This is a genomic window from Lentzea pudingi (genome assembly GCF_014646255.1).
GTDB classification, from domain to species: domain Bacteria; phylum Actinomycetota; class Actinomycetes; order Mycobacteriales; family Pseudonocardiaceae; genus Lentzea; species Lentzea pudingi.
On the sequence record NZ_BMNC01000001.1, the window covers coordinates 533821 to 554082 of the forward strand.

At 69.7% G+C, this 20262-nt stretch carries 22 protein-coding genes; 11 read left to right on the forward strand and 11 right to left on the reverse strand.

All coding sequences use genetic code 11. The features are described from left to right. Window positions 1-45: 45 nt before the first annotated feature. The 3 genes from IEY88_RS02500 to lysA all read left to right on the forward strand — a co-directional run bounded on the left by IEY88_RS02500 (window position 46) and on the right by lysA (window position 3938). Entirely contained in the window at window positions 46-960 is a 915-nt protein-coding gene (locus tag IEY88_RS02500; RefSeq protein WP_229693023.1) for a glycoside hydrolase family 16 protein, read from the forward strand. Between the two features lie 69 nt (window positions 961-1029). Further along, window positions 1030-2514 (forward strand): amidohydrolase family protein, encoded by a 1485-nt coding sequence (locus IEY88_RS02505; protein ID WP_189152892.1) that lies wholly within the window; start codon window positions 1030-1032, stop codon window positions 2512-2514. 113 nt (window positions 2515-2627) lie between these two features. Beyond that, window positions 2628-3938: a diaminopimelate decarboxylase gene (lysA, locus tag IEY88_RS02510; protein WP_189152893.1), complete on the forward strand. Its 1311-nt coding sequence runs from the start codon at window positions 2628-2630 to the stop codon at window positions 3936-3938. 45 nt (window positions 3939-3983) lie between these two features. Here lysA and sph read toward each other — a convergent pair whose 3' ends face one another. Then, on the reverse strand, window positions 3984-4913 hold the full coding sequence (gene sph, locus IEY88_RS02515; RefSeq protein ID WP_189152894.1) for a sphingomyelin phosphodiesterase: 930 nt from the start codon (window positions 4911-4913) through the stop codon (window positions 3984-3986). A gap of 158 nt (window positions 4914-5071) precedes the next feature. Then, window positions 5072-5662: a bifunctional 4-hydroxy-2-oxoglutarate aldolase/2-dehydro-3-deoxy-phosphogluconate aldolase gene (locus IEY88_RS02520; RefSeq protein WP_189152895.1), complete on the reverse strand. Its 591-nt coding sequence runs from the start codon at window positions 5660-5662 to the stop codon at window positions 5072-5074. A gap of 127 nt (window positions 5663-5789) precedes the next feature. Between IEY88_RS02520 and IEY88_RS02525 the strand changes: the two genes are divergently transcribed. From IEY88_RS02525 to IEY88_RS02535, 3 genes are all read left to right on the forward strand, one after another. Then, the gene (locus IEY88_RS02525) at window positions 5790-6857 is read left to right on the forward strand and encodes an FAD-dependent oxidoreductase (RefSeq protein ID WP_189152896.1); all 1068 of its coding nucleotides are present in this window, start codon (window positions 5790-5792) and stop codon (window positions 6855-6857) included. A 10-nt stretch (window positions 6858-6867) separates the two neighbouring features. Next, on the forward strand, window positions 6868-7437 hold the full coding sequence (locus IEY88_RS02530; RefSeq protein WP_189152897.1) for an XRE family transcriptional regulator: 570 nt from the start codon (window positions 6868-6870) through the stop codon (window positions 7435-7437). Window positions 7438-7527: 90 nt separating this feature from the next. Beyond that, entirely contained in the window at window positions 7528-8292 is a 765-nt protein-coding gene (locus IEY88_RS02535; RefSeq protein ID WP_189152898.1) for a class I SAM-dependent methyltransferase, read from the forward strand. 57 nt (window positions 8293-8349) lie between these two features. On the opposite strand, the gene IEY88_RS44995 is transcribed toward IEY88_RS02535, so the two are convergent. From IEY88_RS44995 to IEY88_RS02560, 5 genes are read right to left on the reverse strand one after another with little or no spacing between them, the layout of a single operon-like run. After that, the gene (locus tag IEY88_RS44995) at window positions 8350-8478 is read right to left on the reverse strand and encodes a response regulator (RefSeq protein ID WP_268241203.1); all 129 of its coding nucleotides are present in this window, start codon (window positions 8476-8478) and stop codon (window positions 8350-8352) included. Between the two features lie 14 nt (window positions 8479-8492). Then, entirely contained in the window at window positions 8493-8975 is a 483-nt protein-coding gene (locus IEY88_RS02545) for a hypothetical protein (protein ID WP_189152899.1), read from the reverse strand. A 12-nt stretch (window positions 8976-8987) separates the two neighbouring features. Then, window positions 8988-10178: an ABC transporter permease gene (locus IEY88_RS02550; protein WP_189152900.1), complete on the reverse strand. Its 1191-nt coding sequence runs from the start codon at window positions 10176-10178 to the stop codon at window positions 8988-8990. Then, window positions 10175-10855 carry an ABC transporter ATP-binding protein gene (locus IEY88_RS02555; RefSeq protein WP_189152901.1) on the reverse strand — a complete coding sequence of 227 codons (681 nt, stop codon included), beginning with the start codon at window positions 10853-10855 and terminating at the stop codon, window positions 10175-10177. Before IEY88_RS02555 ends, IEY88_RS02550 begins: the two co-directional genes overlap by 4 nt. Further along, complete coding sequence (locus IEY88_RS02560; RefSeq protein ID WP_189152902.1) at window positions 10852-11970, reverse strand: efflux RND transporter periplasmic adaptor subunit; 1119 nt, start codon at window positions 11968-11970, stop codon at window positions 10852-10854. The genes IEY88_RS02555 and IEY88_RS02560 overlap by 4 nt, the downstream gene beginning before the upstream one ends. A 130-nt stretch (window positions 11971-12100) precedes the next feature. Between IEY88_RS02560 and IEY88_RS02565 the strand changes: the two genes are divergently transcribed. From IEY88_RS02565 to IEY88_RS02575, 3 genes are read left to right on the forward strand one after another with little or no spacing between them, the layout of a single operon-like run. After that, window positions 12101-12949 (forward strand): helix-turn-helix domain-containing protein, encoded by an 849-nt coding sequence (locus IEY88_RS02565; RefSeq protein ID WP_373294008.1) that lies wholly within the window; start codon window positions 12101-12103, stop codon window positions 12947-12949. Further along, window positions 12924-13097, forward strand: a complete 174-nt coding sequence (locus IEY88_RS02570) for a DUF397 domain-containing protein (protein WP_189152904.1) — start codon at window positions 12924-12926, stop codon at window positions 13095-13097. Before IEY88_RS02565 ends, IEY88_RS02570 begins: the two co-directional genes overlap by 26 nt. Before the next feature lie 57 nt (window positions 13098-13154). Beyond that, window positions 13155-14732 carry an FHA domain-containing protein gene (locus tag IEY88_RS02575; protein WP_189152905.1) on the forward strand — a complete coding sequence of 526 codons (1578 nt, stop codon included), beginning with the start codon at window positions 13155-13157 and terminating at the stop codon, window positions 14730-14732. A gap of 187 nt (window positions 14733-14919) precedes the next feature. On the opposite strand, the gene IEY88_RS02580 is transcribed toward IEY88_RS02575, so the two are convergent. The 4 genes from IEY88_RS02580 to IEY88_RS02595 are packed head-to-tail and all read right to left on the reverse strand — an operon-like array spanning window position 14920 to window position 17884. Next, window positions 14920-15588, reverse strand: a complete 669-nt coding sequence (locus tag IEY88_RS02580; RefSeq protein WP_189152906.1) for a nucleoside/nucleotide kinase family protein — start codon at window positions 15586-15588, stop codon at window positions 14920-14922. Between the two features lie 10 nt (window positions 15589-15598). After that, window positions 15599-17182, reverse strand: coding sequence for a Na+/H+ antiporter (locus tag IEY88_RS02585; protein ID WP_189152907.1), 1584 nt, complete (start codon window positions 17180-17182; stop codon window positions 15599-15601). A gap of 19 nt (window positions 17183-17201) precedes the next feature. After that, window positions 17202-17513 carry a thioredoxin gene (trxA, locus tag IEY88_RS02590; RefSeq protein WP_189152908.1) on the reverse strand — a complete coding sequence of 104 codons (312 nt, stop codon included), beginning with the start codon at window positions 17511-17513 and terminating at the stop codon, window positions 17202-17204. Continuing rightward, on the reverse strand, window positions 17501-17884 hold the full coding sequence (locus tag IEY88_RS02595) for a MerR family transcriptional regulator (protein ID WP_189152909.1): 384 nt from the start codon (window positions 17882-17884) through the stop codon (window positions 17501-17503). Before IEY88_RS02595 ends, trxA begins: the two co-directional genes overlap by 13 nt. A 145-nt stretch (window positions 17885-18029) precedes the next feature. Between IEY88_RS02595 and IEY88_RS02600 the strand changes: the two genes are divergently transcribed. After that, a complete protein-coding gene (locus tag IEY88_RS02600) occupies window positions 18030-18881 on the forward strand; it encodes an LLM class flavin-dependent oxidoreductase (RefSeq protein WP_229693024.1) in 852 nt (283 codons plus the stop codon). A 12-nt stretch (window positions 18882-18893) separates the two neighbouring features. Then, complete coding sequence (locus IEY88_RS02605) at window positions 18894-20165, forward strand: LLM class flavin-dependent oxidoreductase (protein ID WP_189152911.1); 1272 nt, start codon at window positions 18894-18896, stop codon at window positions 20163-20165. Window positions 20166-20262 lie beyond the last annotated feature (97 nt).

Here is a 20262-nt window from a genome sequence, read left to right on the forward strand (position 1 = left end):
CATGGAAGTCCGCTGCCGCACGATCGTGACAGAGAGGTCATCGTCGTGGCTCGAAAACTTCGGTATGCGCTCTGGGCGCTGCTCCTGGTGCTCCCGCTGTCCGGCGTCGCCCAGGCAGCGGTCCCACCGGCACCGCCAGGCTGGTCGCTGGCCTGGTCGGACGACTTCACCGGCGCGAACAACACACCGCCGAACTCGAACAACTGGATCGTCGACACCGGCCACGGTTACCCCGGCGGCCCGGGCAACTGGGGCACCGGCGAGATCCAGCGCTACACCAACGACCGCGCCAACCTGCGCCTCGACGGCACCGGCAACCTGCGGATCATTCCGTGGCGTGCGGCCAACGGCGAGTGGACCTCGGCCCGCATCGAAACCCGCCGGGCGGACTTCAAGGCACCGGCCGGTGGCATCCTCCGCATCGAAGGCCGCATCCAGATGCCGAACATCACCGGCACCGGCGCGCTGGGCTACTGGCCCGCGTTCTGGGCGTTGGGCGCCCCGTACCGCGGCAACTACTGGAACTGGCCGAGCATCGGTGAGTTCGACATCATGGAGAACGTCAACGGCATCAACAGCGTCTGGGGCGTGCTGCACTGCGGCGTGAACCCCGGCGGCCCGTGCAACGAGACGAACGGCCTCGGCGCCTCCCGCGCCTGCCCCGGCAGCCAATGCCCCGGCAACTTCCACACCTACCGCTTCGAGTGGGACCGCTCGGTCAGCCCGAACCAGTTGCGCTGGTACGTCGACGGCCAGCAGTACCACACCGTGCGGCAGAACCAGATGGACGCGACCTCCTGGAACAACATGACGTCGCACCAGGGGTACTTCATCCTGCTGAACGTGGCGATGGGTGGCGCGTTCCCGAACGGTGTGGCAGGCCGCGGCACTCCTGTGCCGGAGACGACGCCTGGCCGTTCGATGGCGGTCGACTACGTGGCGGTGTGGACCCGGCCGTAGAACCGGGGGCCAGCCCCACTGCCCCGCCTCCCGCAAGTCGCTACCTTGGACGGCAAGGGGGTGGGAGCAGTGGGGGAACTGGCGCGCAGGGAAGTGCTGTCCTGGCTGGGAAAGGGTGCGCTCGGAGCCGCGGTGCTGGGAGCCGTGGGTCAGCCCGCGTCCGCAGCGAGCGGTGTGACCGTTCTGCGAGGGGCCACGCTGATCGACGGCACCGGCCGCGCGCCGGTCCGTGACGCGACCGTCGTGCTGGCCGGCGACCGGGTTCTGGCCGCCGGCCGGCACCGCGAAGTGCCGCGTGGCGTGCGCGTGATCGATCTGGCCGGCAAGTACGTGATCCCGGGTCTGTGGGACATGCACACCCACGCGACGTACTTCGAGAGCACCGTCGCACCGTTGCACGTGGTCCAAGGCGTCACGGGCGTCCGCGAGATGTGGGGCATGCCGGAGACGCACGACACCCGTCGCCGCGTCGAGTCCGGCGAGATCCTCGGACCGCGCATGGTGATCGCCAGCCCGATCGTCGACGGTCCCGCTTCGATCTGGCCCGGTACGGACGTCGTCCGCACTCCGGAGGAGGCCCGCGCCGCCGTGCGGCGTGCCAAGGACGGGGGAGCGGACTTCGTCAAGGTCTACTCGTTCCTCTCGCCGGAGTGCCACGCCGCCATCGCCGACGAGGCGCGCAGGCTCAGGATCCCGTTCTCCGGCCACGTCCCGGCCCGTGTGCCCGTGCAGGACGCGCTGTCCCAGCACACCCACGAGCACCTCTACAACCTGTTCACGTCCACTTCGGACAACGCGGACGCCCTTTACGCCCAGCTCCGCGCCATGCCCGACGACCCGGCCGACCCGAACTGGTGGGGCCGGCACGCGGGCCGGATCGAACGGGCGGCCGTCGCGACCCACTCACCGGCCCGCGCCCGGCGGCTGTTCGCCGCGATGGCCGGGAGGATCTGGCAGTCACCGACGCTCTTCGTCGAACGCAACATGTCCCGCTCGCCCGAGTCCATCACGAACGACCCGGTGGCTCTGGAACGGATGCGGTACGTCCCGGTGGACATGCGCGCGCAGTGGCAGCAGATCATGTCCGGCCGCCCCACGCGTTCGCCCGAGGAGGTCGCCGAGCTGAGGAAGTTCGGTGACGCCCGCATGCGGCTGCTGCACCAGATGCACGAGGCCGGCGTGGGCGTCGTCGCGGGCACCGATGCGGGCTTCGCCTACGTCTTCCCGGGCTTCTCGCTGCACGACGAGCTCGCGTTGCTGGTGCAGGCCGGTCTCACGCCCGAGGCGGCGCTGCGGGCCGCCACCCTCGACGCCGCGCGCTGCCTCGGGCTGGAGCACGAGACGGGCACGGTCACACCGGGCAAGCAGGCCGACCTGGTCGTGCTGGACGCGGATCCGCTGCGGGACATCACGAACGTCGCGCGCGTCCACGCCGTCGTCAGCCGCGGCCGATACCTCGGGCCTTCCGACCGCGCGCGGATCCTGCGGGAGATCGAGACCGCCGCGCAGGAACCCGTCGAGGTGCCGCCGACTCCCGCGGGGTGCGTGCACTGACGCTGTGGCCCGCGCCACCATGCTCGTCAGGATCGCGTCAAGGCGGGACCCGCGCGTGTCAGGGTCTCGTCCGGGACCTGGGAAACAACAGACGCCGGGCGTGTGCTGAACGCATGACACTCGCGGAGTTGTTGCCCAGCATCGGATGCTCCACCGAACCGGTGCTGGAAGAGGGTGTCTGGCCGGACGGCACCGAGGTCGTCGGCCAGGACCTGCTCATCGGTGGACTCCCGGCCACGCAACTGGCGGCGCGCTTCGGCACCCCGTGCCAGGTCCTCGACGAACAGACGGTCCGCACCAGGGCGAGGGCCTTCCGCGCGGCGCTCCCGCGAGCCGAGGTCGTGTTCGCGGGCAAGTCGTTGCCCTGCCCCGAGGTCTACCGCTGGATGGCGCAGGAGGGCCTGTCCCTCGACGTCTCGTCGGCCGGGGAACTGGCGCTGGCCAGGGCCGCGGGCTTTCCGGCGAGCCGGATCATCATGCACGGCAACGTGAAGACGGCCGAGGACCTCAAGGCGGCGCTGGAGTACGGCGTCTCCAGGATCGTCGTCGACTCGCTCGACGAGATCGCGCAACTCGGCGCCCTGGCCACACACGGCCAGGAGGTCATGATCCGCGTGACGCCCGGCGTCGACGCCCACACGCACGCCAAGATCGCGACCGGTGTCGAGGACCAGAAGTTCGGCTTCTCCCTCGCCTCCGGTGCGGCATTGGAGGCGGTCCTGCGCGTGGTCGAGCAACCGTCGCTGAGGCTCGTCGGCCTGCACTGCCACATCGGTTCGCAGGTCCGGCACGTCGCGAGCTACGAGGAGGCCGTGCGGCGGATGGTCGGCCTGATCGCGTCCTGCGGCACCAGGATCGAGCAGCTCGACCTCGGTGGCGGCTTCTGCGCGCCGTACCTGCGGGGCGACAGCGACTTCGACCTCGCCGGCTTCGCCCACCGCGTCACCGCCGCCCTGAACTACGAGTGCGCGCTGCACCGCGTCCCGCCACCCCGCCTGCTCATCGAGCCCGGCCGCGCGATCGTCGCGAACGCCGGCGTCACCCTCTACCGGGTGTGCGCGGTGAAGGAGTCCGCTCGTACGTTCGTGGCGGTCGACGGCGGCATGAGCGACAACCCGCGCCCCGCCCTGTACGGCGCCAAGTACGCCGTCCGGCTGGTGGGCAGGGGTGGCCGGCCCAAGCCGGTGACGGTGGTCGGCCGGCACTGCGAGGCGGGCGACGTGCTGGCCGAGGACGTGTTGCTGCCAGGCGACGTGCACGCCGGTGACCTGCTGGCCGTTCCGGCCACCGGTGCTTACCACCACGCGTTGGCCTCGAACTACAACCAGGTCTGCCGCCCGCCGGTCGTCGCCGTCAAGGACGGGGTCGCGAGGCCCGTCGTGCGCAGGGAGACCGAGGAGGACCTGCTGCGCCGCTACGTTTGAGGGTTCCAGCAAGGCGGTCGTTTAGGCTGACGGTCGCGCCCCCGCTCAGCCGGCGAACACGGGGTAGTGGTCGGACAGGTCGTTGTAGGTGTACTTGCGCCCCCACGACCAGATCGACCACTCAGGACTCTTCACGCGCCGGGTCTCGTTGCGCAGCAAGGGCCCCTGGACCGTCAGCACGTAGTCGAGGTGCTCCGAGGCGTACTCCGGCCCGTACTGGTCGCGGCAGACGCTGTTGTCCGCGCAGTCCCAGGAGAACGGGTGCCCACCGATCTCAGGAGTCCGCGCGCCCAGTTCCGCCACCATCCGCGGGAACTCGGCGCTCGCTTTGATCACGTTCAGGTCGCCCGCCACGTACACGGGCTCGGCCGCGGGGATGTTCCGCGCGGTCAGGAACGCCCTGATCTCGGCCCGCTGCTTGGCCCGATAGCCGCCCGGCGCACTCGTGCACGTCGAGTCCTCGGCCTGCATGTGCGTGCCGATCACGTGCACCGGCCCGGACGGTGCGTCGATCCGCACGTACGCGAACCCCTTGTTGGAGAACCAGTCCGCGCCGCAGCCGTCCCGGTAGACGTGCTGGACCCGCGTGCTGATCGGCCACCGGCTCAGCACCGCGACACCGCCGTCCTCCGGCGTCGAGTCGCTGTACCTCCCGCTCGTCACGTCCCACCCGGCCTTGCCGCGGCCCAGTACCGGCGTCTGGTGCGGGTAGGTGTCGCGCAGGTTCGCGAGCAGCCGGTCCGAGGCGGCGTTGTCGAAGGCCTCGTTCAGCACGACGACGTCCTGCCCGTCCAGCACCCCGGTGCTGTCCACCAGGTCGGCGCGGGCGACCTGGCCCCAGTTCGGGTACAGGTTCCGCGACAGCATGAACACGTTGTAGGTGGCGATCTTCAGGCCCGCCGGCGCAGGGGCTGCGACGGCGGGCGCGGCCGAGAGCGTCAGGGCTGCGGCGGCGACGAGCGTGATCAGGCGCATGAGGCCCGATGCTGGTGGACGTGAATGTCTTTCACAACCGCCCGCGCATGACCCGATGGTGTCGTATCGATTAAGAGCCGATGCAGCTCAGCGCAGGTCCGCCCAGGCCGAGCCTCCGTCATAAAATATGAATTGTTGTCGACCTGATCATGGCGTCCTCAGGACTTCAGCAACGCCCTGATCTCCTCGATGGGCGTCCGGGCCAGGGCCGACCCGACCCCGCACGCCACCGCTCCGGCCTCCAGCCAGGCAGGGACGTCAGCGGGCGCGACGCCACCGGTTGGCACCAACGGCGCGTACGGCAGCACGGCGAGCACATCCCGCACCCACTGGGGCGTGGGCGCGGGGAACACCTTCACCGCGTCCGCCCCGGCCTCCAGCGCCTGCACGACCTCGGACACCGACCCGGCGCCGGGCAGCACCGCGGCCCCGTACCGGTGCCCGGCCCGGATCACCGACTCGTTCAGATTGGGCGCCACCAGGAACTGCGCCCCTGCGCGCACCGAGGCCACGGCGGACGCCTCGTCCAGCACGGATCCGGCGCCGATCACGGCGGCGGGGTAGTTCGTGCGGAGCTGCCGGATCGCCTCCAGCGCGCCGGGGTTCGTCAACGGCAGCTCGAGGGACGTGATGCCCGCGTCCAGCAGTGGAACGGCGGCCTGGACAGTGGAGGAGGTGTCCGCGGTGCGAATGATCGCGATGATGCCCTGCCGCACGACTGCCTGGGTGATCTCGTAGCGGTAGTTCACGCCCGCCAGCCTAGTGGTGACAGGTGCTGTCAGCCGCTGCCAGTGACCTGAGCGCGGGCTGCCAGCGCCGGGGGTGAACCTGGTCGCGCCGTCAGGGAGGCGGCACGATCTCCAGGGGAGCTTCCACATGCACGTCACGATCATCGGCGCCGGCCTCGGCGGTCTCACGCTCGCCCGCGTGCTGCACGTCAACGGCATCCCGTCCACGGTCCACGAGGCGGACGAGTCGCCGACGGCGCGCACGCAAGGGGGCATGCTCGACATCCACGACTACAACGGGCAGATCGCCGTCGAGGCCGCCGGTCTGATGGAGGAGTTCCGCGGGCTGGTCCTGGAGGGGCGCCAGGCCATGCGCGTGCTCGACTCCGACGGCACCCTCCTGTTCGAGAAGGAGGACGACGGCACGGGCGGGCGTCCCGAGGTGCAGCGCGCCGACCTGCGGCAGATGCTGCTCGACTCACTGCCGGAGGGAACGGTCCGCTGGGGTGCGAAGGTGACCAGCGTTGATGGCAAGACCGTGACGTTCGAGGATGGCGGCACCGTGGTCGCCGACGTGCTCGTGGGTGCTGACGGCGCGTGGTCGAAGGTGCGGTCGTCGCTCACCGACGCCACGCCGGAGTACACCGGCATGTCGTTCGTCGAGACGTACCTCTACGACGCCGACACGCGGCACCCGGAGGTCGCGAAGGCGGTCGGCGGCGGCTCGATGTTCGCCCCCGGCCAGGGCAAGGGGATCTTCGCGCACCGGGAGAGCGGTGGCGTCCTGCACGCCTACGTGGAGTTCAACCGGCCCCTCGAATGGTTCGGCGACCTCGGGCACATCACCGCGGAGTTCGAGGGCTGGGCGCCCGAGCTCACCGCGTTGATCACCGAGTCCGACACGGAACCGGTGTTCCGCCCGCACTACGCCCTGCCGTCCGAGCACCGCTGGGAACGGGTGCCGGGCGTGACGCTGGTCGGCGACGCCGCGCACCTCATGGCGCCCAACGGTGAGGGCGCCAACCTCGCCATGCTGGACGCCGCCGACCTCGGCCAGGCCTTGGCCGCCAAGGACGTGGAGACGGCCATAGCCGAGTACGAGGAGACGATGTTCGCGCGGGCCGCCCACACCGCCGCGGACTCCGAGGAGATGGTCCAGAGCCTGTTCGGCGACGAGCCCCCGCAGAAGCTGCTGGACCTGCTCGTCGAGGCCTAGCATCGTCCGCATGATCACAGAGGACGGCGACCTGGACGGCCTGGTCCGCAAGCGGATCCGCGCCCTCCGGGTCGCCCAGGGCTGGTCCCTCGACGAGCTCGCCACCCGCGCCCGGCTCAGCCCGTCGTCGCTCAGCCGCATCGAGAACGGCCAGCGCCGCCTCGCCCTCGACCAGCTGGTGACCCTGGCGCGCGCTCTCGACACGTCGCTCGACCAGCTCGTCGAGACCGACACCGACGACGTGATCGTCAGCCCCGTCCTCGACGGCGCCCACGGCAGGATGCGCTGGCCGATCAAGGCCGACCCGGGCATGACCGTCATGCGCCAGCGGATGACCAGCCCGCCACCCGACAACCCGGCCTCACTCCGCGCGCACTCGGGCCGCGAATGGCTGGTCGTCCTGTCGGGCACGGCCATCTTGATGCTCGGCCACCGGACGTTCCGCGTGGAGACGAACCAGGCCGCCGAGTTCCCGACGATGCTGCCGCACGCGATCGGCACGGCGGGCGGGCCGTGCGAGATCCTCGGCATCTTCGACCGGGAGGCGCGGCGCGGCCACAACGCCGACAGGAAGGCGTGATCTTGCGCGAACGGCAGCGTTACGGCCGACTGTCTTGCTTCATGCGCAAGTGACCGTGCATCTGAGGCATGAACGACCTAGCTTGGCCGTATGAGCGAACACGGACATGGGCACGGCCACGGGCACGGCCACGGACATGGGCACGGCCACGGTGACGACCAGGCCGAGGTCCTCGACCTCGACGCCGAACTCCTCGCCGACCACACGGCCGCCGTCATCGACTGGCTGCCCACCTCCGCCCCGAGACACGTCGTCGACCTGGGCAGCGGCACGGGCGCGGGCACGTTCGCGCTGCTCAGCCACTTCCCCGAAGCCCACATCACCGCGGTCGACTCCTCGCTCGACCACCTCCAGCGCCTCCGCGCGAAGGCGGGACAACGAGGCCTGGCCGACCGGATCCACACCGTCCTCGCCGACCTCGACACTGACTGGCCCGACCTCGGCACCCCGGACCTGATCTGGGCCTCGGCCTCCCTGCACCACATGGCCGACCCGGCCCACACCCTCGGCCGGCTCCACAAGACCCTGGCCCCGGGAGGCCTGCTCGCCGTGGTCGAACTCGCCGGCATGCCGCAGTTCTTCCCGGAACAGGCACCGGACGCCCACGACGAACGCCTGCCCCACCGCGGCGCCGACTGGGGCCCGATGCTGACCGAGGCGGGGTTCACGCTCGAAGGCGAACGCACCGTCACCGTCCACCTCGAACGGTCGGAGAAAGTCGAGCGCTACGCCCGCATCGTCCTGGGCAGGCAGCTCGAACCCGAGGCCCTGGAAGCCGCGTTGCGCCGTGAAGACCTGGCTCTGCGCACCGAACGCACGGTCTGGGCGGCGCGGAAACAGGGCCTGGCCACCTAGCAGTACGCCAGTCTGCCCGGCTGACGAGCGCCGTCCGCAACCGGCCGGGGGCGGCGGTCAGTGCCGTGAACACGCCCGAGAGGTCGCCGCGCTCGTCACGGCGAACCCCGCGAACCGCAGGCTGGCGCACAGCAGCCCGCGGAGGCCGGGTTCGTCCTCGACGACGAGCAACCGGCCCCGTTCCACCCGGGAATCCCGCATCAGCCGGTGGCCGGCCGCTGGGTGATGGTCTGGCCGCTGACCGTGCCGTCGGAGCCTGCCTGGCCCTGCACGACGACCTGCTGCCCAGCCTTCAGGTCGGTCAGCTTGCCCTCGGACGAGACCTCGATCTTCGTGCTGTCCGAAGTGGACACCTTCACGACCTGGCCGTTCTGCGTCTTCACGTAGACCGTGGTGCCGTCGACGTGGTCGATGGTGCCGACGGTGCCGCGCCCGAACTGGCCACCGCCCTGCCGGTTCGTGCCGGAAGGCGGCGTCCCGTTGAACTGCCGGCCGGCCGCGTTCTGCCGCGTCGGTGTCTCGCCGGCGCCGAAGGACTTCTGCACGAAGACCCCGCCGACGAACGCCACGATCGCGAGCACCGCGACCCCGAGGACGATCGTGGTCTTGCCGAAACCGGTCTTGCGTTCCTTCAGCTCAGCCGAGATGTCGTTCTCCAGCGGCTGGTCTAGTGGGTTGGACACGTCACAAACTCCTCATTCGTGCCGGAGAGCTTCGATGGGGCGGAGCTTCGCGGCACGGGAAGCCGGGTAGCTGCCGAAGAACAGGCCGATCAACGCCGACACCGCGAACGCCAGCAGCACCGACGACGGCACGAGCACGGGCTGGATGCCCGCGATGGTGAACTGGCTGCCGATCATCCCCGCGGCGACTCCCAGCGCCCCGCCGAACAGGCTCAGCAGCGTCGCCTCGATCAGGAACTGCCCGAGGATCGAGGACCGGGGCGCCCCCACGGCTTTGCGGATGCCGATCTCCCGGATCCGCTCGGTGACGGTGACGAGCATGATGTTCGTGATGCCGATCCCGCCCACCAGCAACGAGATCGCCGCCACCGACGCCAGCAGCACGGTGAACGTCTCCGTCGTCGCGGTCCGCGCGGTCAGCAGCTGGTCCTGGCTCAGGATCCGGTAGTCGGCCGTGCCGGTGATCTTGTGCCGGCCGTTGAGGATCGTCGTCACCTGAGCTTGCGCGTTCGGCAACGCGTCCGCGGACTGCGCCTGCACCACGATCTGGGTGAGGCTGCCGTACCCGGTCAGCGCGTTCTGCGTCGTCGTCAGCGGCGCCACGACCATGTCGTCCGCGTCCTGCAACCCGCTGGACCCCTTGGCCGCCAGCACCCCGACCACCGTGAACGGGATGTTGTTGACCAGCATGGACTTCCCGACCGGTTCGGTGCCGGGGAAGAGCTCCGTGGCCACGGTCGCGCCGATCACGACGACCTTGCGCGCCTGCTGGACGTCGTTGTCGGAGAACAGGTTCCCCTGCGCGACGGCGCTGTTCGTGGTGTTGAAGTACCGCGGGTCCGAGCCGATGAACTGTCCGATGTCGTGCGTGGTGTCGCCGTACCCGGCGGTTGCCTGGGCCGAGACGACGGGCGACGCGTACTTGACGTCGGGGGAGTCGGCACCGACCAGTGCCGCCGCGTCCGCCGTGGTCAGCGGCTTGGCCGTGCTGCCGGGCTGGGCGCGCTGCGGGCTGATCGTCAGGATGTTCGTGCCGAGCCCCGCGATGCTCTGCTGCACCGCGCTCGACGCGCCGTTGCCGACCGCGATCAGCAGGATCACCGACGCGACACCGATCAGGATGCCCAGGGTCGTGAGCCCGGACCGCATCTTGTTCGCGGTGAGACCCCTGACCGCGAACGCGGCGATCTCGAAGACCCTCACACCAGCACCCCCGCGACTCTGCCGTCCACGACGCGAACGGTCCGCATGGCGTGCGCGGCGACCTCGTCCTCGTGCGTGATCAACACGACCGTGCGCCCGCTGGCGTTGAGCCGGTCGAGGATGCCGAGCACCTCACGACTCGAGTCCGTGTCGAGGTTTCCGGTCGGTTCGTCGGCGAGGACGATCGCGGGCGAGGTGACGAGTGCCCGCGCGATCGCGACACGTTGTTGCTGACCGCCGGACAGCTCATTGGGCCGGTGGTGCGTGCGGTCTCCGAGACCAACGAGATCGAGCGCGGCCAGTGCCCGTTCCCGGCGTTGGGGACGTCGAACTCCCGCGTACACCAGCGGGAGCTCGACGTTCGCGAGTGCCGTGGTGCGCGGCACCAGGTTGAAGGACTGGAAGACGAAACCGATCTTCCTGTTGCGCAGCAACGAGAGCTGCTCCTCGTCGAACTCGCCCGTGTCGATCCTGTCGAGCAGGTACTTGCCGCCGGACGGCACGTCGAGACACCCGAGGATGTTGAGCAGCGTCGACTTGCCCGACCCCGACGCGCCCATGATCGCGATGTACTCACCCTTCTCGACGGTCAGATCGAGCCCCCGCAACGCGTGCACGGCCGTGTCGCCGCTCCCGTAGGTCTTGCGGAGGTCGCGGACCTCGATGACGGGGCTCATCGACCGGTCCCGGTGAACCCGCCACCGTTGCGCTGGCCGGTGCCCGTGCCGGGGAACTGCCCGCCCTGCTGCTGGCCGGTGCGGTTCTGGTTGGTCGACGTGGTCACCTGCGGCAGCACGACTTCCTCGCCCGCGCCGAGCCCGGACTTGATCTCCACGTACTGGTCGCCCCGCACCCCGACCTCGACGGTCTTGCGCGTCTCGGCCCCGTTCTCCAGCACCGCGACCGAACTCGCGCCGTTCACCGTCTGCACCGCGGCGGCCGGCACGGCGAGGACGTTGGTGGCTCCGGCGACCGTGACCTCGACACTCGCCGACTGCCCCGGCCGCAGCCCCGCCGGCGGTTCGGTCAGCGTGAGCGTGACGCCGTACTGCACGACGTTGTTCGCCGTCGTGGGCGTCAGGTCGACCTGCGTGACCTTGGCCTGGATCGGCTGCGCCTGCATCGCGTTGACCGTGACGGTCGCGGCCTGGTCGGCCTTGAGCTTGCTGACGTCGGACTCGGACACGTTCGCGTGCAGCACCAGGTTCTTCAGGTCGGTGACGACGACGAACCCGGACGCGGTGGTGGTCGTGGTGGTGGTGCTGCTGGAAGTGTTGCCCGAGCTGCCGACCTTCTGCCCGATGGCACCCGTGACGGACGTGATCGTGCCGTCGCCGGGCGCGGTGAGCACAGTGGACGCGAGCGTGTCCTTCGCCTGCTGGAGCGCGAGCTGCGTCTGCCGGTAGGCCGTGAGCAACGCCGTCGTGCCGGTGCCCTTGTCCAGTGCGGCGTTCAGGTTCCCCTGCGCGATGTCGACCTGCAGCTGGGCCTGCGTCGGATCGAGCTTCGCGAGCTGCTGGCCCTTGGTGACGACGTCGCCGACCTTGACGTTGATCTCGGTGACCGTCCCGCTCGCTCCGAACGAGGCCGCGGCGCTGAACGAGCTCTGCACCGTCCCCGACGCCGTCACCACCTCGCTGACGTCGCGGTTCGCGGCGGCGGCCGTGCGGGCGGCGGTGGGCTGGGCACTGCCGGAGGAACCGAAGAACACCAGGTAGCCGGCCACGCCGGCACCGAGGAGCACCACCACCAGCAGTCCGTTGACCACCAAGGATCTGCGACGTCGAGTCATGGCACGGGATCGTCGTCTGCCAAGCTGTGTCAGGGCTGCGAGTTTCCTGGGAACGAGCTGAAGATCAGTTCGACCGTTTTCACCCGAATGAGCACCTTGTTGCTTTTCGAGCAAGCCCTACGGTCGATCTATGGCCACCAGCACTCCATCCACCGCATACAGCCGAGATCTGGGCGAAGAACTCCGCAAAGTGCGCGAAACCTCCACCGATCTCACGGGCGCCGCGTTCGCCCTCCGGCTGGGATGGGACCCGAGCAAGGTCTCCACCCTGGAACGCGGCAAGTACTGCCCGAGCGAGATCGACCTCGTGCAGTACCTCTCCATGTGCGGCAAGGACATCGACTTCTTCGAGGACTTCAAACGCCGCTTCCGCAATGCCTTCGACGAGTACATCGTGCAGATCTCGGACAACCTGCGCACGCTGGCGATGGCCGAGGCGAGCGCCGTGAAGATGACGAGCTACGACGCACAGGCCATCCCCGGCCTCTCCCAGACGCCTGAGTACGCCGACAGCCTGTATCGCATGGGCGGGTACGTCCTGGAGGAGCGAATCCCCACGGTGGTCAAGTTCCGCATGGAACGCCAGGCGATCCTGAACCGGCACGACCGGCCGGACTGCCTGTTCTACATCCACGAGCACGCCTTGCAGACACAGGTCGGCGATGCCCAGACCATGGAGGACCAGTACGCCCGCCTGCTGTTCGGCGCACCGGCCATCAGGATCGTGCCGGCGTCGGCGAAGCTGGTCGCCACCAGTTGTGTGCTGTGGGAGTTCGAGAAGGCGATGCCCATCGCGTTCACCTCGACCGACCTCGCGAAGGTGTTCGTGCAGGATCCAGGAGCCATCGCGCGGACGCGGCTGCTGTTCGACCGGTTGGCCGAGGTCGCCTTGAGTGAGGAACAATCGCGGGGTGTGCTGGCGGACTACGTCGGCCGACCGCGAGAGGAACTCAATGAGCGAGGCCCGCGCTTGGCGTAAAAGCAGTTACAGCGGTGCTACCGAGGACGACAACTGCGTCGAGGTGTCGCTCGGTGGTGACGCACTCGTCCGTGACTCGAAGAACCCGTCCGGCGGCGTCCTGACCTTCAGTTTCTCCGCCTGGGAAAAATTCCTCGAAACTCGTTGAACCGGTTCCCGTCCCAGCACGTGTTCCCGCCGTCGAAGGTGATCGAGGGGACGGGCCATGGCTGACGAGAAGACGGTGTTGATCGGCCGCTGCGGCCCGACGGTGATGCTGCCGAAGCAGGGGAGCCGGGTCGTGCCGCTGCGCCAGTCCGCCCCGCTGCGGGTGGACGTGGCGGGCGGTGGCCCGGTGGGTCTGGCGTTCGCCTGCACGGTGAAGTCGCTGCTGGGCGACGGCGTCGCGGTCCGCGTGCACGACCGCCGCTGGATGCGCCAGGGCAACCGCGTCGTGTGGAAGGGCCAGGCCGAGGGCAACAACCGCCGCGAGCAGGTCGTGACGCTGCAGAGCAACGTCTGGGCGTCCCTGCCTCTCGCTGTGCAGCAGCGCCTGTTCACGCAGGGCAAGTTCTCGGAGATGTGGCCGCTCGGCCCGGACTCCCCGGCGTCCAAGGGCCGTCCGCGCAACATCAAGATCCGCTGGATCGAGGACAGCCTGCTCGACATGGCGCAGGACGTCTACGGCATCGAGGTCGTCCCCGGCGCGTACACCCCGCCCGCCAAGCTCGACGGCCTGCACGTGCTCGCCATCGCGGACGGCGCCCGTTCGGCGACGCGCGACGCGTTCTCCTCGCAGTTCGGCACGCCGAGCCGTGAACTGTTCTCCGTGGACGGTTCGCCGCTCGACGAGCGCGTCCTCGGCATCCGCGTCAACGCCAAGGTGCCCGACGAGCACACCGTCCCGCTCACCGTGGGGCAGAACAGGTTCCTGTTCAACTCGCTCGGCGGCGGCTTCATCAACATGCGCCTCACCGCCGAGGAGGCCTCCGAGATCGTGGCGCTCGGCGAGAGCGGCCCGGTGTCGTGCATCGGCAAGTTCGGCTGCTCGATGCGCCCCTCGGGCAACGGCCGCTTCGTGTGCGACCGCCACCGCGCCGTCTTCAAGCCGTCCGTCGACAAGCTCTCCTACCTGTGGCCCCGGATCCTCGACGGCCTGCGCTTCTTCGGCGTCGGCGTGGCGGACGTCGTCGGCATCAACTCGTTCACGCTCGGCATGCAGCAGATGGCGAAGTTCACCGCGCAGCTCGCCCCGTCGACGTTCGGCTTCCTGCTCGGCGACGCCGCCAACTCGCTGCACTTCTGGCCGGGCCGAGGCCTCAACACGGGCCTCAAGAGCGCCCTCTCGCTGGCCGTGAACCTGCAGAAGCGCTGGCGCGGCAAGGCGTTCCGCGCCGCCGACTTCGCCCAGCACGAGGGCATCATGCAGCAGCTCCAGTACCGCGAGAAGTCCCGCGCCTGGACCACCATGCTCATGCCCGACGCCGAAGGCACCCCGCGCGGCATCGAGGACCGCATCCGCTCGGGCCTGCAGGGCCCCAGCGACCGCGCGGCCCTGGTCAAGACCCTGTTCGAGCGCGTGATCGAGATCAAGAACCGCATGGGCGACCGGATGGGCCCGCTGGCCACCGACGAGTGGTACTACGGCCGCATCAGCGCCATGGACACCCGCACGCTGAAGGTCATGGTCGAGTCGGGCGCGTGGATCACCCGCGAGATCGGTGGCGAGGAGGTCGAGGTCCCCTCGGCCGCACCCGCCGTCGAGCAGCAGCCGTCGCAGCGCGGTCTCTCGCTGGTCAGCTGACCGGGCCGACAGTCGTGCGCTCGAACCCCTGCTGGTCGAAGAGCTCCAACGCGGCGGTCCGCAGGCGCTCGGCTGCGTCCGGTGTTCATCGTCCGTCCCGGTGAGGGCGAACTCAGCGCCAGCGGTCCGTCGCGGATCGCGAGACCAGGGTGCCGATCCGGAAGAACTACGTCGCCGAACCGTCCACCTAGTTCGCACCCTGCCCGATCCGCCGCAGCACGGGATGGGCCACGTCCTCGTTGCCGACCACGACCGACGCGCGGTCCGCCGGTCCGACTTCGTCCAGATACCGGCGGCTGGCAGCGTGATAGCGCTGGTCGAAGGCTCGCTGAGCCTTCTCCAGCCCGCCGAGCAGGTCTGCGTCACGCCGTGACCCGCGCTCCCGTGCGACGGCGAACGGCGTGTCCACGAACACGACCTCGTCCCACTCCAGTTCACGCTGCAGGAAGCTCCCGTCCACGACGAGCACGAGGTCGTCTGGGGCCTGGACAGGCGGCTCGTCGATCGGGGTGTCCGAGCGCAGGTCGATGATCCGTTCGCGGTAGCGGCGATCCCCGCCGGGCCCGAGCGGCTCCAGCACGAGCCGGGAGAACGCCGCGAAGTCGTAGGCGTCGAGGTAGTAGCCGTCGGCCGAGTCTCGTCCCTGCCGGTGCCGCACGGCTCGTGGGTTGTGGAAGCCGTCCATCGACAGGTGCGCCGCCGACCGTCCCCGAGCCGCCACCGAAGCGGTCAACTCGCGGGCCAGGGTCGTCTTGCCCGACGCCGTGATCCCGTCCACCGCGACCCGCAGCGGACGCCCCTGCCCGACGAGGTGGTCGGCGATCCGGCCCAGCACCTGCTCCCGCGAAGTGATCACGGGACCCAAGCTAGTCCTCCTCCACCTCGCGCCGGGACAGCCGCACCTCCTCGACGTCGAGCTTGCGCTGGATCGTCCGCAGCACGATGTCGTCGATCGCCTGCTCGTCGCGCAACCGCACCACGGTCGCCCGCTTGTGCGCGATCAGTTCCAGCCGCAGCGCCGAGTACTCGACCTCCGACTGGGCCACCTCCTCGTCCCCTGCCTCGCGAGCCCGCACGACCTCCAGGTGGTGTTCGTACTCGGCCCGCACCCGCTTGTAGACGACGTCCGAGACGCCCACCTCGTCGGCCAGCCGCGGCAGCGCTTCGTAGGCCTCCTCGGACGCGGTCGACTGGGCGAGCCGGAGTTCCTCGTCCAGCGCCGTGTCCTCGGGGAGCCGGGAGAACCGGATGATCGACGGGAGCATCACCGACTGCACGATCAACGTCAGCACCACGACACCGGACGTGATCAGGATGATCTCGTCGCGGAACGGGAACGGCCCGCCGCCGACCACGGTCTCGGGCACGGCCAACGCCGCCGCCAGCGACACGGCACCGCGGAACCCGGCGGCGGAGGACACCAGCCGTTGCCGCGCACCGACTCGACGCAACCGTTGCTGCGGCCGGCGGTCCAGCGCCCGGATCACGTACGGAGTCGTGTAACCCCACAACAACCGGGTGCCGACCACCGTCAAGGACACCAGTCCGATTGCGCCCAGTGTCGCCAAAGTTTCGGAACCGTCGAGTGAACGGATGGCGGCGTGGGCCTGGAGTCCGATCAGGACGAACAGGGAGCCGTTGAGCACGAACGTCGCGATGCCCCAGAACGCATAGCTGACCTGGCGGGTGTCGGCGCGCACGATGCGCGGGCCGACCTGGGCCAGTGCCAGGCCGCACGTCACCACGGCGATCACGCCCGAGCCGTGCACCGTCTCGGCCAGCAGGAACGCGGCGAACGGCGTCAGGATGCTGACCACGGTCTCGTGCAACGGGCTGTCGAGGCGCTTGCGGACCTGCACGGCGAGCCAGGCGACCAGGAGTCCGGCCGCAGCGCCGCCCGCGTACGAGAGCAGCAGTTGCAGGCTGACCCGTCCGGGGCTGAACTGCTGCTCCCCGACGGTGATCGCGACGGCGATCGCGTAGATCACGAGTGCCGTGCCGTCGTTGATCAGCGACTCGGCGCGCAGGATCGTGGTGGTCCGGCGGGGCATGCCGCGGGCGATGGCCGAGACCGCGGTCGCGTCGGTCGGGGCCAGCGCCGCGCCGAGCACCCACGCCGGGCCCCAGTCGAGGCCCAGGGCGTGGGCGACGGACGCGACCGCGCCGGCCGTCGCGAGCACCAGCAGCGTGCTGAGCAGCACGATGGGGCGCAGGTTGCTGCGGATCTCCCGCAACGAGGTGTTGAGGCTTTCCCAGTACAGCAACGCCGGCAGGAAGATCAGCAGCATCGCCTCCGGCGGCAGGCTGACCTCTTCCAGGGCGGGTACGAAGCCGAGCACCGCGCCGCACACCACCAGCAACACCGGGGCGGCGACGCGCAGCCGTCCGGCGACGACGCTGCTCGCGAGGATGCACACACCCAGCACCACTACGAGTTCGAGACCGAGCATGCGCTAGAAGATAGGCCGATCAGGCGCTCAGCGCGTCATCCAGTTCGGCCAGCAACCGGGACTTGGGGCGCGCTCCCACGATCTGGCGGATCGGCACGCCGTCGCGGAACAGCAGCATCGTGGGCAGCGACATGACCTGGTAGTCGCGGGCCGTGGCGGTGTTCTCGTCGGCGTTGATCTTGACGACGGTCAGGTCGTCGCGCTCGCGGTCGATCTCCTCGAGCACCGGGGTGAGCATGTGGCACGGCCCGCACCACTGCGCCCAGAACTCCACCAGCACGGTGCCCGTCCGGGTCTGGTCGGGGAACGTGGCATCGGTCAGCTGCTGCACTGGATCTCCTCGGGTACGACGCACGGATCTTGGAAGGCGAGTCTGGCCACGAGGAACTCCCGGACGGTGTTCAGCCGGTCCAGGCAGGCGTCCACCTCGGCGAGCTTGCGCCGGTAGATCTCCCGCGAGTCCGGGCACGAGTCACCGGACTCGTGACCCGCGCGCAGGCACGCGACGAACGGGCGGGTGTCCTCCAGCGACAACCCGACCGCCTGCAGCGACTGGATCTCACGCACCAGCCGCAGGTCGTGCTCGGCGTACTCGCGGTAGCCGTTGGACGTGCGCCGCGCTTCGAGGAGCCCCTCGGACTCGTAGAAGCGCAGCGCACGGGTGGTGGTGCCGGCTCGCTTGGCCAGTTCGCCGATCCTCATGGACCGAACGCTAAACCTTGACGCTCACGTCAACGCAAGCCCGCGGAAATATTCCCGCTCCGGCCGGGATTCCCACCCTGTGACCACCCCAGCGCAAGGCCTGTCCCCGCCCACAGAATGCGAGGAAACGAAGAGAGGGGGACCGGTGGGCACACGACTGCACCTCGCTGCCGCGCTCCACGCGACCGGCGAAGAGGCTTTCACCGCAGGGCATTGGGCCGACCTCGTGCGCGAGGCCGAGGAGGCCAAGCTCGACTTCGTCACGTTCGGCGACTCGCTGGACGGGCGGCCGGGGCTCGACGCGGTGCTGACGGCCGCGCGCATCGCTCCGCTGACCAGGCACGTCGGCCTGGTGCCGACGGCGGTCGTGACGCACACCGAGCCGTTCCACCTGTCGAAGGCCATCGCGACGCTCGACTACGTGAGCGGCGGCCGGGCGGGCGTCCAGCTGGCCGTGGCGCCCGATCCCGCTGACGCCCGGCACTTCGGGCGCCGGACGATCGGCACCGAGGCCGAGCTGTGGGAGGAGGCGGGCGACTACGCCGAGGTCCTGCGCCGGTTGTGGGACAGCTGGGAGGACGACGCGGAGATCCGCGACGAGGCCACCGGGCGGTTCATCGACCGCGACAAGCTGCACTACATCGACTTCGAGGGCCGGTGGTTCAAGGTTCGCGGGCCGTCCATCACGCCGCGCCCGCCGCAGGGCCATCCGCTGATCGCTGCCTCCGAACCGGTGGGGGACATCGTGTTCGCCGACGAGGTCTCGGCCACCGACAGGCTCGTGTTCCGGGACGTCGACGCGTCGACGCCGGTGGACGAGTTGATCGCCTGGCACGCGGAGGGGTTCGCGGGCTTCCGGCTGCACGGTGATCTTCGCCAGATCACCCGCGAGCTGGTGCCGGAACTGCGCGGCCGCGGCCTGTTCCGCACCGAGTACGAGCACACGACGTTGCGTGGCCACCTCGGCCTCGCCCGGCCTGCCAACCAGTTCGCCTAGAAGGAGCGCGGGATGACCAAGCAGATCCACCTCGCCGCCCACTTCCCCGGCGTGAACAACACGACCGTCTGGAGCGATCCGCAGGCGGGCAGCCACATCGAGTTCGAGTCGTTCGTCCACTTGGCACAGACGGCCGAACGGGCGAAGTTCAACTTCTTCTTCCTCGCCGAGGGGTTGCGGCTGCGCGAGCAGGGCGGCGAGATCTACGACCTGGACGTCGTCGGGCGGCCCGACACGTTCACCGTGCTCGCCGCCCTGGCCGCCGTCACCTCGAAGCTCGGCCTGGCCGGCACGATCAACTCCACGTTCAACGAACCCTACGAGGTGGCGCGCCAGTTCGCGTCGCTGGACCACCTGTCGGACGGGCGTGCCGCCTGGAACGTCGTGACCTCGTGGGACGCGTTCACCGGCGAGAACTTCCGGCGCGGCGGGTTCCTCGCGAACGAGGACCGCTACACCCGCGCGGAGTCGTTCCTGCGCGCCGCGTGGAAGCTGTTCGACACCGGCGTGGGGCCGTTCGAGCACACCGACCAGCACTTCGACATCAGCGGCACGTTCGGCGTTCCCCGTTCACCGCAGGGGCGTCCGGTGATCCTGCAGGCCGGAGACTCCGAGGAGGGCCGGGAGTTCGCCGCCGCCACCGCCGACGCGATCTTCTCGCGGCACGGCACGCTGGAGGCAGGACAGAAGTTCTACAGCGACGTGAAGGGGCGGCTCGCGAAGTACGGGCGCACGCACGACCAGCTCGTGGTGCTGCCCGCGGCCACGTTCATCCTCGGCGACACGGACGCGGACGCCCAGGAGAAGGCCGCGGTGGTGCGGCGGCAGCAGGTCAGCGGGGCGACCGCGATCCGGTTCCTGGAGCAGGTCTGGAACCGCGACCTGAGCGGATACGACCCGGACGGGCCGCTGCCCGACGTCGAACCGCTGACCGGCGAGAACACCATCGCGAAGGGCCGCGCGAGCGTGCGGATGTTCAAGGACCCCGCGCAGACCGTGCGGGAGTGGCGGGAGACGGCCGCCGCCAAGAACCTGTCCATCCGCGACCTCGTGATCGACGTGAGCGCCCGGCAGACGTTCATCGGGTCGGCGGACAGCGTCGCCACGCAGATCAACGACCTGGTGCAGGCCGATGCGGCGGACGGGTTCATCCTCGTGCCGCACGTGACGCCGGGCGGGCTCGACGAGTTCGCGGACACCGTTGTGCCGTTGCTGCAGGAACGCGGCGTTTTCCGGTCCGAGTACCCAGGTCCGACGTTGAGGGATCATCTCGGTATCCGATAGTTGTTCAGCACGTGGACGTCCTTGCCCAGCCGGTTCCCCGGTACCTAACGTGAGCGTCGTTGAGTGAGTGCTCTCCTCAAGAGCGCAGGGAAGGGAG

Coding starts and splice junctions, on each gene's coding strand:
- lysA (WP_189152893.1), top strand. CDS start 2,628: ATGACACTCGCGGAGTTGTTGCCCAGCATCGGATGCTCCACCGAACCG.
- sph (WP_189152894.1), bottom strand. CDS start 4,913: ATGCGCCTGATCACGCTCGTCGCCGCCGCAGCCCTGACGCTCTCGGCC.
- IEY88_RS02525 (WP_189152896.1), top strand. CDS start 5,790: ATGCACGTCACGATCATCGGCGCCGGCCTCGGCGGTCTCACGCTCGCC.
- IEY88_RS02530 (WP_189152897.1), top strand. CDS start 6,868: ATGATCACAGAGGACGGCGACCTGGACGGCCTGGTCCGCAAGCGGATC.
- IEY88_RS02535 (WP_189152898.1), top strand. CDS start 7,528: ATGAGCGAACACGGACATGGGCACGGCCACGGGCACGGCCACGGACAT.
- IEY88_RS02555 (WP_189152901.1), bottom strand. CDS start 10,855: ATGAGCCCCGTCATCGAGGTCCGCGACCTCCGCAAGACCTACGGGAGC.
- IEY88_RS02560 (WP_189152902.1), bottom strand. CDS start 11,970: ATGACTCGACGTCGCAGATCCTTGGTGGTCAACGGACTGCTGGTGGTG.
- IEY88_RS02565 (WP_373294008.1), top strand. CDS start 12,101: ATGGCCACCAGCACTCCATCCACCGCATACAGCCGAGATCTGGGCGAA.
- IEY88_RS02570 (WP_189152904.1), top strand. CDS start 12,924: ATGAGCGAGGCCCGCGCTTGGCGTAAAAGCAGTTACAGCGGTGCTACC.
- IEY88_RS02575 (WP_189152905.1), top strand. CDS start 13,155: ATGGCTGACGAGAAGACGGTGTTGATCGGCCGCTGCGGCCCGACGGTG.
- IEY88_RS02585 (WP_189152907.1), bottom strand. CDS start 17,182: ATGCTCGGTCTCGAACTCGTAGTGGTGCTGGGTGTGTGCATCCTCGCG.
- IEY88_RS02595 (WP_189152909.1), bottom strand. CDS start 17,884: ATGAGGATCGGCGAACTGGCCAAGCGAGCCGGCACCACCACCCGTGCG.
- IEY88_RS02605 (WP_189152911.1), top strand. CDS start 18,894: ATGACCAAGCAGATCCACCTCGCCGCCCACTTCCCCGGCGTGAACAAC.